Annotated in this window: 16 protein-coding genes and 1 riboswitch; of the genes, 8 read left to right on the top strand and 8 right to left on the bottom strand. The window is 75.2% G+C overall.

The window, feature by feature from the left end:
* Window positions 1-175 precede the first annotated feature (175 nt).
* From E7744_RS16530 to E7744_RS14230, 4 genes are all read left to right on the top strand, one after another.
* Window positions 176-892 (top strand): phosphoribosyltransferase, encoded by a 717-nt coding sequence (locus tag E7744_RS16530; RefSeq protein WP_137774692.1) that lies wholly within the window; start codon window positions 176-178, stop codon window positions 890-892.
* A gap of 3 nt (window positions 893-895) precedes the next feature.
* Window positions 896-1534 (top strand): dihydrofolate reductase family protein, encoded by a 639-nt coding sequence (locus E7744_RS14240; protein ID WP_210417131.1) that lies wholly within the window; start codon window positions 896-898, stop codon window positions 1532-1534.
* A gap of 3 nt (window positions 1535-1537) precedes the next feature.
* Window positions 1538-2119 carry a dihydrofolate reductase family protein gene (locus E7744_RS14235; protein ID WP_137774691.1) on the top strand — a complete coding sequence of 194 codons (582 nt, stop codon included), beginning with the start codon at window positions 1538-1540 and terminating at the stop codon, window positions 2117-2119.
* A 188-nt stretch (window positions 2120-2307) separates the two neighbouring features.
* Window positions 2308-2865 carry a maleylpyruvate isomerase N-terminal domain-containing protein gene (locus tag E7744_RS14230; RefSeq protein WP_137774690.1) on the top strand — a complete coding sequence of 186 codons (558 nt, stop codon included), beginning with the start codon at window positions 2308-2310 and terminating at the stop codon, window positions 2863-2865.
* A 15-nt stretch (window positions 2866-2880) separates the two neighbouring features.
* On the opposite strand, the gene E7744_RS14225 is transcribed toward E7744_RS14230, so the two are convergent.
* Together E7744_RS14225 and E7744_RS14220 are read right to left on the bottom strand one after the other, a co-directional pair.
* The gene (locus tag E7744_RS14225) at window positions 2881-3486 is read right to left on the bottom strand and encodes a GNAT family N-acetyltransferase (RefSeq protein ID WP_246858471.1); all 606 of its coding nucleotides are present in this window, start codon (window positions 3484-3486) and stop codon (window positions 2881-2883) included.
* A gap of 95 nt (window positions 3487-3581) precedes the next feature.
* A complete protein-coding gene (locus E7744_RS14220; RefSeq protein ID WP_137774689.1) occupies window positions 3582-4160 on the bottom strand; it encodes an NADPH-dependent FMN reductase in 579 nt (192 codons plus the stop codon).
* Between the two features lie 124 nt (window positions 4161-4284).
* On the opposite strand from E7744_RS14220, the gene E7744_RS14215 reads away from it, so the two are divergent.
* Window positions 4285-4668 carry a VOC family protein gene (locus E7744_RS14215; protein WP_168199832.1) on the top strand — a complete coding sequence of 128 codons (384 nt, stop codon included), beginning with the start codon at window positions 4285-4287 and terminating at the stop codon, window positions 4666-4668.
* A gap of 117 nt (window positions 4669-4785) precedes the next feature.
* Window positions 4786-4885, top strand: a riboswitch (glycine riboswitch).
* 157 nt (window positions 4886-5042) lie between these two features.
* Window positions 5043-6425, top strand: coding sequence for an HAAAP family serine/threonine permease (locus E7744_RS14210; protein ID WP_137774687.1), 1383 nt, complete (start codon window positions 5043-5045; stop codon window positions 6423-6425).
* Window positions 6426-6470: 45 nt separating this feature from the next.
* Here E7744_RS14210 and E7744_RS14205 read toward each other — a convergent pair whose 3' ends face one another.
* Complete coding sequence (locus E7744_RS14205; RefSeq protein WP_137774686.1) at window positions 6471-6833, bottom strand: YciI family protein; 363 nt, start codon at window positions 6831-6833, stop codon at window positions 6471-6473.
* 88 nt (window positions 6834-6921) lie between these two features.
* Entirely contained in the window at window positions 6922-7581 is a 660-nt protein-coding gene (locus E7744_RS14200) for an SDR family oxidoreductase (protein ID WP_137774685.1), read from the bottom strand.
* Window positions 7582-7680: 99 nt separating this feature from the next.
* Between E7744_RS14200 and E7744_RS14195 the strand changes: the two genes are divergently transcribed.
* Window positions 7681-8304 (top strand): CueP family metal-binding protein, encoded by a 624-nt coding sequence (locus tag E7744_RS14195; protein ID WP_210417130.1) that lies wholly within the window; start codon window positions 7681-7683, stop codon window positions 8302-8304.
* A 28-nt stretch (window positions 8305-8332) separates the two neighbouring features.
* Here the strand turns inward: E7744_RS14195 and E7744_RS14190 are convergent, their stop codons facing one another.
* From E7744_RS14190 to ygiD, 3 genes are read right to left on the bottom strand one after another with little or no spacing between them, the layout of a single operon-like run.
* The gene (locus E7744_RS14190) at window positions 8333-8701 is read right to left on the bottom strand and encodes a VOC family protein (protein WP_137774683.1); all 369 of its coding nucleotides are present in this window, start codon (window positions 8699-8701) and stop codon (window positions 8333-8335) included.
* A gap of 38 nt (window positions 8702-8739) precedes the next feature.
* Window positions 8740-9420, bottom strand: coding sequence for a GNAT family N-acetyltransferase (locus tag E7744_RS14185; protein ID WP_137774682.1), 681 nt, complete (start codon window positions 9418-9420; stop codon window positions 8740-8742).
* A complete protein-coding gene (gene ygiD / locus E7744_RS14180; protein WP_210417129.1) occupies window positions 9420-10322 on the bottom strand; it encodes a 4,5-DOPA dioxygenase extradiol in 903 nt (300 codons plus the stop codon). Before ygiD ends, E7744_RS14185 begins: the two co-directional genes overlap by 1 nt.
* A 216-nt stretch (window positions 10323-10538) precedes the next feature.
* On the opposite strand from ygiD, the gene E7744_RS14175 reads away from it, so the two are divergent.
* Window positions 10539-10757 (top strand): hypothetical protein, encoded by a 219-nt coding sequence (locus E7744_RS14175; RefSeq protein WP_210417128.1) that lies wholly within the window; start codon window positions 10539-10541, stop codon window positions 10755-10757.
* Window positions 10758-10818: 61 nt separating this feature from the next.
* On the opposite strand, the gene E7744_RS14170 is transcribed toward E7744_RS14175, so the two are convergent.
* Window positions 10819-11811 (bottom strand): hypothetical protein, encoded by a 993-nt coding sequence (locus tag E7744_RS14170; RefSeq protein WP_137774681.1) that lies wholly within the window; start codon window positions 11809-11811, stop codon window positions 10819-10821.
* Window positions 11812-11898 lie beyond the last annotated feature (87 nt).

The following is an 11898-nucleotide window of genomic DNA, read 5'->3' as shown; positions in this document are numbered from 1 at the left end:
CGGAATGCCCCACGCTAGCCCCGGTGCCGGCGCGTTGGCACGGGATGCCCGCCCGGGTCACGCCCGCCGGGTGTCCCGGCGGCCCCGGCGCCGGAGCTCCGGCGGCCGTCCCTACCGTGACCTCGGGCGCTCCGCCTACGCTGGGCGCAACCACCACCCACCGCCGGGAGGGCATGTGCCCGAGTTCACGGATCGGTACGACGCCGGCGCCCAGTTGGCCGCGCGGCTCGCCCCGCGCTGGGCCGGGCGGGCCGACGTCGTGGTCCTGGGCCTGCCGCGCGGCGGGGTGCCGGTCGCGGAGGTGGTGGCCCGCGAACTCGGTGCCCCGCTGGACGTCATCATGGTGCGCAAGCTGGGCGTGCCGGCCTATCCGGAGCTCGCGATGGGCGCGATCGGCGAGCACGGGGTGCGCCTGACGGACGAGGGCACCATCCGGCACTTCGCCGTCACCGCCGAGCAGTTGCGCCTCGTGGAGCAGCAGGAGCACGCCACCCTGGAGCGGCGCGCCGGGACCTTCCGCGCCGGCCGGGAACCGCTGGACCTCCGGGGGAAGACGGCGGTGATCATCGACGACGGCATGGCCACGGGCGCCACGGCGCGCGTGGCGTGCCGGGTGGCCCGGCAGCTGGGGGCGGCCCACGTGGTGCTGGCCCTGCCGGTGGCCTCGCGCACGACGGTCGACACGATGCTCATGAGCCGGGAGGCGGACGAGATCGAGGTGCTGGCCACCCCGCGCCGCTTCCGGGCCGTGGGGGAGCACTACCGCGACTTCTCCGCCGTGGACGACGCCCGGGTGGCCGCCATCCTCGGTGCGGGCCGTGGCCCCTCCCCGGGCGGTCCGGCGGGGGGCGTCGGCCCGGAGGGGTCCGCGGGGTCCGAGGGGAGCGGCTGAGCCGTGCGCATCGTCGTCTCCCAGAACATGACCCTGGACGGCCGGGTCGAGATGCTCGAGGACTGGTTCGACCCCGCCCGGCAGGACCCCGAGCTCTCCGCGGAGCTGCGCCGCCAGACCGCCCAGGAGGACGTGCTGCTGCTGGGACGGCGGACCTTCGAGGACCTCCGGGGCTACTGGCCGCGGCAGTCCGGGGACACCACCGGGGTGGCCGCGGCCCTGGACGCCGCGGACAAGCGCGTGGTCTCCTCCACCCTCACCGACCCGCGGTGGCGGAACACCACCGTGGTCCCCGGCGACCCGCTCGAGGCCGTGCGAGCACTGCGCCGGGCGCCGGGCCGCGACGTGGTCGTCACCGGCAGCATCCGCCTGGCCCACGCGCTCATCCTCGCGGCCCTCGTGGACGAGTTCCGGATGTTCACGTACCCGGCCTGGCAGGGCCGCGGCCGGTCCTTCTTCCCGGACGGGTTCGACGTGCCGCACCTGCGCCGGGTGGACGGCCGGGTCTTCCCGGGTGGGGTCGTGTACGCGGCCTACCAGCCGGCCGGCCTGGACACCCCCGTGCGTCCGCGGGCGTCCGCCGCCGGTGCCGACGCGGGCGAGGAAACCCTGGCCGGGCTGGGCTCGGAGCAGGAGGACTGAGCCATGGGACGTCTCGTCTACTCGGTCATCGCCTCGCTGGACGGGTTCATCGCCGACGAGGCGGGGGACTTCTCGTGGGCCGAGCCGGACGCCGAGGTGCACCAGTACGCCAACGACGAGCTGGCCGGCGTGGCCGTCCACCTCTACGGCCGCCGCACCTACGAGCTGATGACGGCCTGGGAACACGACACCGAGCTGATCGAGGGCCACCCCGTGACCGCGGAGTTCGCGCGGGTCTGGCAGGAGGCGGACAAGGTGGTCTACTCCTCCACGCTGGACGAGGTGTCCACGCGGCGCACCACGCTGCGGCGGCACTTCGACCCCGCGGTGGTGCGCCGGCTCAAGGAGGAGGCGGACGGGGACCTGCTGATCGGCGGGCCCACCCTGGCCGCCCAGGCGCTGCGCGCCGGCCTCGTGGACGAGGTGAGCCAGGTGCTGCTGCCGATCGTCATCGGCGGCGGGCTGGCGGTGTTCCCCGCGGGACTGCGGATGGACCTCGAGCTGGTCGCGGAACGGCGGTTCGCCGGCGGTGCGGTGGCGCTGCGCCACCGGGTGGAGCGGCTCGCGGCCGGCGCCGAGGCCTGAGCCCGGGCGAAGGCCCTCGCGCGTCCGGCACCGGGAGAATCCCGCGGGCCGGGGGATGCGGACTCGGCGCCGGCCGGACGCCGGTCGGACGCCGGCCGGACGCCGGCCGGGCGCCCGCCGGCGCGCCCGGGGCGACCGATTGGCGGCCAGACCTCCCACGTGGGCCCGGGTGTGGGCACCATGGAGCCATGAGCACACTCGCCGAGACCTGGGACCGACACGCCGACCCGCTGACCGAGGTCGTCAACGCCGTCACCGACTGGGACGCCCCCAGCCCCTGCGAGGGCTGGACGGCCGCCGACGTGCTGGACCACCTCATGCAGACCCACCGCGAGTTCATGCTCCGGCACGGCCGGGAGGTCCCGCTCGTAGCCGGCACCCCGGCGGAGCAGTGGAACGCGCACGCCGCGGCCATGGCCGCCCTGGTGCGGGACGGGGACCTCGTGTCCCGGCCGCTGGAGACGCCGTTCGGGGACTCGACGGTGGGCCAGGTGCTGCTCGACTTCTACGGCATGGACCTCATCGTCCACCGCTGGGACCTGGCGACCTCGCAGGGCGAGGACCACCGCCTCACGGACGAGGAGCTCGCCGAGGTCGATGCCGCCGTGGACGGCTACGGCCAGGCCGCCTACGCCCCCGGCATCTTCAAGGAGGCCGTGCCCGTGGCCCCGGGCGCCTCCCGCCAGGAGCAGGTGCTGGGGCGCACGGGCCGCGCGGTGCGGCGGCGGCGCCCCCAGACCCTCTGAGCCCGGTCCAGGGGCTCAGGCCCCCGGACCGCCCCGCCACTCCGCGGCGAGCAGCCCGTAGACGAGGGTGTCCGTCCACTCGCCCTTGATGAGCCAGTCCTGGCGCAGCAGCCCCTCGCGCCGGAACCCCAGGCGCTCGCAGAGCCGCGCCGAGGCGGTGTTGCGGGCGTCCATCCGCGCCCGCACCCGGTGCATGCCGTAGTGCCCGAACGCGAGGTCCAGCAGGGCTCCCGCCGCCTCCGTGGCCAGCCCGCGGCCGCCCGCGTCCGGGTCGAACACCCAGCTGACCTCGCCGAGGGACAGCGTCCCGTCCACGGCCCACAGGGACAGGTCCCCGACGACGGCGCCCGCCGGCGCCGGCGGGACCGCCGGGGGCACCTCCTCGGCGACGAGGCACACGGCGAACCCGGCGGCCTCGATGTGCAGCCGGCCCGAGCGCAGCGACGCCTCCCGGTGGGCCTTCTCCCCGTCCCACGGGCCGTCCAGCAGGTACCGGGTGGTGTCCTCGCGGCGGTAGTAGCGCAGCAGGGCCGGGGCGTCCGCCTCGCGGACGTAGCGCAGCACGAGTCGCTCGGTGTGCAGGGGCACGGGGGGCGGCGGGGCCGGCGTCGGGCGCGTCACCGGTCCTCCCGATCCCCGGGCCGTGCCCCGGGGGTGGGGAGGCGGCCCGGCGCCGTCCGCACCGGTGCGGGGGAGTCCATGGGATCCCGCCGGGCTCAGCCGCGCACGGCGGCGCGCTCGGCGCGCGCGGGGGTCACGGCGCGCGTGAGCTCCACGAGCCGGTGCAGGACCTTGGCCAGGGAGCGGTCATGGTGGTCGGTCAGGGCCAGCTCGCCGCCCGGGAAGTCCGTGCGCCGCACGAGGTTCACGGAGTCGCCCACCACGTGCATGTTGTACGCGGCGGTGGTGATCCGCCAGGCCTCGTTGGCCCGCACGCCGCCGAGGCCGCCGTAGGCCACGATCGCCAGCGTCTTGTCCATCCACTGGCGCGAGAGCAGGTCGTAGGCGTTCTTGAACGCGCCCGGGATGTTCCGGTTGTACTCGGGGGTGATGAACACGAAGCCGTCGCAGGCCGCGACGGCGTCCCGCCAGCGGTGCACCTCGGCCGGCCCGTCCTCGGCCTGCGCCCAGTCCTCGTCCGTCATCAGGGGCAGGTCGAAGTCCTTGAGGTCCAGCACCTCCCACTCCACCTCCGCGCCGGCGTCCAGCGCGCGGGCCCGGGCGGCCACCCAGTCGCCGACCGATGCGCCCAGGCGCCCCTCGCGAACCGATCCGATGACGATGCCGATCCTCATGACGTGGTCCTCCCGGGTGCCGTGGTGGCGGACGTGGTGGCGGATGTGGTGGCGGGGCCGGTGCCCCGCCACCACACTAGGGGGTGACGCCGCGGCAGCGCGGCCCTGCGGAGAGGACCAGCCCATGAAGATCACCCAGGCCCACCTGCTCGTCGACGACCAGGACGCCGCCAAGAGGTTCTACACCGAGGTGCTCGGTCTCGAGGTGGAGACCGACTACGCCGCCGGGGACTTCCGCTGGCTCTCGCTGCGCGCCCCGGGGCCCGACGGCGGCGCCTCGCTGGTGCTCGGCCGTGCGGAGGGTGCCGCGCGGGCCTACCAGGAGGAGACCCGCGCGGCGGGGAGACCCGCCTTCGCGATGACCCTGACCGGCGGTGCCGAGGAGTTCGAGCAGGTCCGGGCCCGCGGCGCCCGCGTGGTCATGGAGCCGACCCGGCAGCAGTACGGCGGCACGGACGCGCTGGTGGACGACACGGTGGGCAACCTCATCTGCCTGCACCAGGACTGAGCGCCGCACCGGCCCGCCCGGCCGCGCCTCCGGACCGGCTTATACGCCCCCGGCGGCGGATGCGCGAATTCGCCCCCGCGTGTGAGGCGCATTACAGTGTCCTCCCGGAATCAGCCACTGAGCGGTCCGGGAGAGATCCCGCTCCACCCGGATGCGCGACGCCGACGGAGCAAGCCCTCCCCGGGAAACTCACAGGCACCCGTACCGGACCGCTGGGCACCTCTGGAGAGCGCCGCCACACCCACGCGCGGCCACCGACGGGGCAAGCGGGCCGCCCGGCAACGGGCGGAGCGGCGCGAACACTCTCAGGTCCACGGACAGAGCGGGGAGGACACGCAGGGACCGACCGTCCCCCGTCCACCTGAGGAGTACCCATGGAACCCCGCCCCACCGGGCCCGCCACCGGGACCGAGGCCGGCCCGGCCGCCGTCGGGACCGACGCCGGCCCCGCCGCGCCGACCGCCACCCTCGTCCGCGAGGGCCGAGCCGGCGGCACCGCGGCCGGCCCCGCCGCCGACAGTCCCGCCGCGCCGCGCTGGAACCGCTTCGACACGAGCTGGACGATCGGGCTGTTCGGCACTGCCGTGGGCGCCGGCGTGCTGTTCCTGCCGATCAACGCCGGCCTGGGCGGGCTGTGGCCGCTGCTGGTCGCCACGGTGCTGATCTGGCCCATGACCTACCTCTCCCACCGCGCCCTGTCCCGCATGGTGTGCGCCTCCCCGCGCCCGGACCGGGACATCACCGGCGTGGTGGCGGACTACTTCGGCCCGGCCGCCGGCCGCGTGGTCACCGTCCTGTACTTCCTGGCGATCTTCCCGATCGTGCTGATCTACGGCGTGGGCATCACCAACACCGTGGACAGCCTCATGGTGAACCAGCTCGGTCTGGACCCGTGGCCGCGCTGGCTGCTGTCCGGGGTGCTCGTGCTGCTGATGTCCGCCGTGATGGTGGCCGGCCAGCGCGTCATGCTGGTGGTCACCCAGTGGCTCGTCTACCCGCTGATCGCCGTGCTGTTCGCCGTCACCCTGCTGCTGATCCCGTCCTGGTCCCTCGAGGGCTTCGGCGCCGTGCCCGCCGCGGGCGACTTCGGGATGTCCCTGTGGCTGATGATCCCGGTGCTCGTCTTCGCCTTCAACCACTCCCCGGCGATCTCCCAGTTCTCCCTGTCCCTGCGCCGCGAGTACGGCGCGGGCTCGGTGCGGAAGGCCTCCTCCATCCTGCGCGTCACCGCGACCCTGCTGGTGGTCTTCACCATGGGCTTCGTGTGGTCCTGCGTGCTCGCCCTCGGCCCGGAGGGGCTGCAGGAGGCCAAGGACGCCAACCTGCCCGTGCTCTCGCACCTGGCCAACGTCATGGGCCTGCCGGTCATCGCCTGGCTGGGCCCCGCGGTGGCCGTGACCGCGATCGGCTCGTCCTTCTTCGGCCACTGGCTCGGCGCCTTCGAGGGCGCCCAGGGCATCGTGCGCGGCATGGTGGACCCGCAGGCCCGGCGCATCCCCGACCGCGCCCTGCGGATCGGCATCAGCGTGTTCCTCATCGCCAGCACGTGGCTGGCGGGCGTGCTCAACCCGAGCATCCTGGGGCTCATCGAGTCGTTGGCCGGGCCGGTCATCGCCGCCGTGCTCTACCTGATGCCCATGTACGCCATCCGGAAGGTGCCCGCCCTGGCGCCCTTCCGCGGCGCGCTGTCCAACGTGTTCGTGGTGGTCGCCGGAGTGGTGGCCGTGGGCGGGATCCTGCTCGGCCTCGTCGGCTGAGCCGGTCCCCGGCGGGAGGCGCTCGGGCGCGCCCGACGGCGGCGCTCAGCCCTGGAGGGGCCGGAGCTCCACGCGCTGGCCGCACGCCCGCGAGGCGCGGGTGGCGATCTCCCGCGCCTGCTCGGGCCCCGAGGCCTCCACGATCCAGAACCCGCCCATGGACTCCATGGACTTCGCGAGCGGACCCTGGGTGACCCGTGGCTCCTCCCGCCGGCCGTCCACCACGGAGGCCAGCTCCGGGGCGTCCAGCCCGCAGGCGAAGACCCAGGCCCCCTCGGCCTGGAGCTGCTCGTTGAACTCGCCGACGGCCTGGAACGCCGCCTGCATCTCCTCCTCGGATCCGTAGGGGCCCGTGGGCCGCTGCTGGATGCCGGGGGCGTGCCAGACGGAGATCATGAACTGGGGCATGGCGTCCTCCTCGGACGGCTGGGACGGCTGGGACGGCTGGGACGGCTGGGACGGCTGGGGGGTGGGTACTCCGGCGGGGGCCGGGGACTCAGGAGGCGGCGACGGCGGCGACGATGGGCTCCTCGCCGTCCACGAACTCGTACTGGTGGCCGACGGCGTGCTCGGCGGCCAGCACCACGCGGATCGCCTCGGCGACGTTGCCGCGCGAGGTCTCCCGGCGCTCGCCGACCGACTCCGGGCTCGCGAGCCGGATCCGGCCCGTGGGCTCGTCCAGCGTCAGCGCGCCCGGGCCGAGGATGGTCCAGTCCAGCCCGGAGCGGCGCAGGTGCTCGTCCGCGGCAGCCTTGGCCTCGGCGTACGCGTGGAAGGAGTCGTCCTCCGGGATGCCGTGGTCCGGACGGGCGCCCAGGTAGGACACCATGACGTAGCGCCGCACGCCGGCCTGCTCGGCGGCGTCCATGGACCGGATGGCGGCGTCCCGGTCCACCGCGTAGGTGCGCCGCGGGTCGCCCCCGCCGGCCCCGGCCGACCAGACGATCGCGTCCTGGCCGGCGAACGCGCTCGCCAGCTCGTCCTGCGAGGCGGTCTCCACGTCCAGCACGAGCGGGGTGGCGCCCGCGGCCTCCACGTCCCCGGCGTGCTCCGGATTGCGGATCACGGCCGTGACCTCGTGCCCCTCGCGGGCCAGCAGGGGAGCGGTGAGCAGGGCGACCTTGCCGTGTCCGCCGATGATCAGGTATTTCGCCATGCGTGGGGTCCTTCCGTCCGGGTGCGGTCTCCTCCCGCCACTGTGTCACCGTGACGGCCGGGAAGGCCAGTGCCTTCGGCTCCCGGCAGAATGGAGGCCATGACGTCTTCCCTCCACCGAGTCCTCGGGGCGGCCGCGGCCGTCCTCCTGCTGGCCGGCTGCTCCGCACCGGCCGCCACCCCGGGTGCCGACGGCGGCGCCTCCGGTTCCGCGTCCGGTTCGTCCCCGGCGACGGCGGCCGCCGGGCCCGGCGATTCGCTGCTGGCCGACTATGGCCTGGAGGACCGCGGCACCGAGGAGGTCGTGGAGGCCCTCGACGCCACCCACGAGGACCGCGAGCGGGGCCTGGCGGCCTCCGTGACCCCGGAGGAGGTGGTCCTCGCGGACGGGGAGCGCCAGGAGACCCTGCCCGTCCCCGAGGGCCGGTTCTACCTCGCGGTGGCGCCCTTCGAGACCACCACGCACGAGTGCTTCCACCACAGCCTGGCCGGCTGCCAGGGCGAACTCGTGGACACGCCCGTGCACGTGAGCGTCACGGCCGCGGACGGCGAGGTGCTCGTGGACGAGGAGCGCACCACCTACGCCAACGGCTTCGTGGGCCTGTGGCTGCCGGCGGGCATCGAGGGCACCATCACGGTGGAGGCGAGGGGCAAGTCCGCCACCGCGGACATCGCCACCGGGGCGGGGGACCCCACCTGCCTGACCACGCTGCAGCTCACCTGACCGCCCCGCGGTCGGGGCGGGGCGAGCGTCACTGTCCGGACGCCGTCGTGCCCTCGTAGAGGCCGATCTCGTTGCCGTCCAGGTCCCGGAACACGGCCCACCAGCTGGTGGCGTCGATGGGGGTCTTCGGGGCCAGCACCTCGCCGCCGAGCTCGGTGACCCGCGCCAGGGTCTCGTCGATCGAGTCGACCTCCACCGTGGAGCGCGGCTGGGTGAAGCCCTCGCTGCGCGGGGCGAGCCCGCCGCCGCTGACCTGGTTGGGCGCCCGCCACATGGGGTAGCCCTCGAAGCCGGGGTACTCGGTGATGTCCCAGCCGAACAGCGTCCCGTAGAACTCCGTGGCGCGCCGGGTGTCGGACACGGGGATGTCGATGTGGGTGATGTCTCCATGGGCCATGGCAGACAGTGTGCGCCGGCGCGCGGGCCCGGTGAACCCTAGGGGGCCCGCCGCCACTCGTGGGCCAGCAGGCCCATGACGTGGCAGTCGATCCACTCGCCGTCGAACAGCAGGGCCTCGCGCAGCGTCCCCTCCAGGACGAAGCCGGCCTTCTCGTAGACGTGCCGGGCCCGCGGGTTGAAGGCGTAGACCTCGAGCTCCACCCGGTGCAGGCGCTGGTCCTCGAAGGCGTGCCGCAGGGTCAGCCGGACCGCCTCCGTGCCCAGTCCGCGGTCCCGGGCGCCGGAGATCCAGATGCGGAAGCCGCACGAGAGGTTGTCCGGGTCCACGTCGTTGAGAACGGACTCCCCGACCACCCGCCCGGAGGAACGGTCCTCGATCGCCCACACCGTGCGGTCCTCCGCCACCGACCAGCGGTCGTAGACCTCCACGAGCCGCTCCACGCTCCAGTCCCGGCCGGACCCGGAGGCCCCCGCCGCGTCCCCGCGGTGGTGCACGGACCCGGTGAGCCGGCCGACCTCGGGATCGGCCAGCAGGGCATGCAGGGCGGGGGCGTGCCGCCCGGTGGCGGGGACCAGCCGGACGAGCTCGCCCTCCAGGACGGGCTTGGCGGAGAAGTCCGGGCCGCCGGCGGCCCCGCGCACGCGTCCGGAGCCCGGCCCGGCGCGCGGGCGAGTGCCGCGCGCCCCGGGCCCGCCGCCGTCGGGCACGGGGTCCATCAGATGTTCGAGCCGTCCGGCGGCAGGTCGGCCGGGGGCTGGGAGGACCCGCCCCGGCCGTCCGAGCGCGGGCACTCCAGGCCCAGGGTGTACGCCGTCATGGACAGCGAGCCGTAGGAGTAGCCGTCCACGAGCACGTCCAGGCCGGGGGCGGCCGGCGCGCCCGCGGCGCCGGAGGTGCCCGCGGCCCCGGCCAGCCCCGCCAGGTAGAGCGAGGGGATGAAGTGGTCCGGGGTGGGCACGGCCTGGCCCCAGTCGCGGTGGGCGTCCAGGGTGGGCATCTCGGTGGGGTCGCTGAGCAGGCGCTCCTTGGCGTCCTCGTTGAACCGGTGCGCCCAGTCGAAGCCGTCGTCCGTCCGCTTCCAGTCCATGCTGCGCAGGTTGTGCACGATGTTCCCGCTCGTCACGATCAGCACGCCCTGCTCCCGCAGGGGGGCCAGGGACGCGCCGAGCTCGAGGTGGTAGTCCAGCGGCTTGTCCGCGTTGATGCTCATCTGCACCACGGGGATGGAGGCGTCCGGGAAGGCGTGGGTGAGCACGGACCACGTGCCGTGGTCGATGCCCCAGCTGTCGACGTCCGCGCCGACCCACGTGGGGTGCACCGTGTCGCTGATCTCCTCCACCAGGCCGGGCAGGCCGGGGGCGGGGTACTGGACGTCGAACAGCTCCTGCGGGAACCCGTAGAAGTCGTGGATCGTGCGCGGGTCCGGCATGGCGGTCACCGCGGTGGCGTTGATGTACCAGTGCGCGCTGACCACGAGGATCGCGCGTGGCCGCGGCACGGCCCGGCCGAATGCCCGCCACGCCTCGGTGTAGCGGTTGGTCTCCAGGGCGTTCATGGGGTTGCCGTGGCCGAAGAAGGCCGCGGGCATCAGGGTGGTCTCGGCGGGGTGCTGGGTCATCGTGCCTCCTCGGGACGGGACGGCCGCCCGGTCTCAGGGTCCGCGCCGCCATCGTCTCCCGGGGACCTGCCCGGGGCAAGCCCGGCGGGATCCGCGTCGGCATGCCGGGGGTGGTCGTGCCGGGTGCGGCGCTCTGGACCCATGCTTCCACAGGACGCCGGGGTCCGGCCCGACGGCGACGCCGCACGACCCGCGGCCGGGGCGGCACCCGGACGAGTGCGGCCCACTGCCCTGACGAGCCTGGACGCCATGCGCGAGCGGGACCTCGCGGGCCGGGCCCGCGCGATCGAGGCGATCGTCCTCGGGCGGCTGCGCGCCCTCGCCTGCGGCACCGGCGGCAACGTCATCCGCCTGCTGCCCCCGCTGGTCATCGACGAGCCGCTGCTGCACGACGCCCTCGACGTCCTCGAGACCGCCCTGCGCGGGGTGCGCTGAGCCCGCCCGGACCGCGGGGAGGACGGGGCCACCGGAGCGCCCGTCCGGCCCGGCGGGTTCCTCAGGGCGTCCAGAGGGCGGGTTGGGCCTCGAGGGGCTCGGGCTCCGGCGCGTCCGGCCAGTGGACCGGGCGGCCGGTCGCGGCGGCCCAGCGGTCCACGGCGGCCCGGTCCCAGCCCTGCTGGGAGACCTGCGGGCCGGCCAGGGTCACCGCCGGGCGCGGGAAGCCGGACAGGTGCCGCACGCCCGGGCGGGACACGCCCAGCGCCGCGGCGATCATCGCCGCGTTGACGTACTGGACCGGTTCGGCCGGCCCGTCCTCCTCGTCCGGCCCCTCGGCGGCGGTCGCCCCCGGAGCGCCGGCCGCCGTCGGGCTCGCCGGGGCCGCACCGCCCGGCGCGGTGCCCCCGGGGCCCGGCGCCTCGGGAGCCGGACCGGCCGCCGTCGGGACCGGGGGCCGGGCGGCGATCCGCTGCTCCTCCTCCCACAGCCGGCGCAGCACGTCGGCGAGGTCCGCCGTCACCTCGTTGGCGATGTGCACGGGCGAGGCCCACGCGTCGGCGTCCCCGGGCACGCGCACGTGGCAGCAGCGGGCGGTCCCGGCCTCGAGGAAGGGCTCGTCCTGGGGCTCGTCCACGCTGCGCCACGCGGCGATGCCCAGGAAGGGGCGCCACCCGGCCGCGCCCTTGAGGTCCTCGCCCTCGGGGCTGATGACGTGGATCCCGACGCCGGCCAGCACCGGCACCAGCTCGCGCATCAGGTGGACGGTGAACCGGCGGAAGCCGGCGAAGACGTCCTGGTCGATCGACCCGACCACCGCGGAGCCGATGAGGATGAGGGAGGACTCGGCGTGCTCCAGCTCGGCGTTGACCGTGCGCACGCGGCGGGCCCCGGGGCCGTGCTGGCGCATCTGGGCGCGCACCACGTCCCCGACCGTCCGGATCAGCTCCCGCACCTCCGAGCGGTCCATCAACCCGAGGGGCACCCGGGCCGCCCCCTCGACGTGGTCCCGGAAGTAGGGCCGGTGGACCGACTGGAACAGGTGGGAGTACATGGCGCTTCTTCGGCTGGCGGGGCGTGCGGGGATCCCGTCAACTTTACCCGGTGCCGCGGGGCGGACGGCGGGCGGGAGCCGGAGGCG

It is taken from the genome of Citricoccus sp. SGAir0253 (assembly GCF_005877055.1).
Classification (GTDB): Bacteria; Actinomycetota; Actinomycetes; order Actinomycetales; family Micrococcaceae; genus Citricoccus.
Note: the sequence above shows the minus strand (reverse complement) of the source record. Positions and strands in the feature narration are given on the sequence as shown.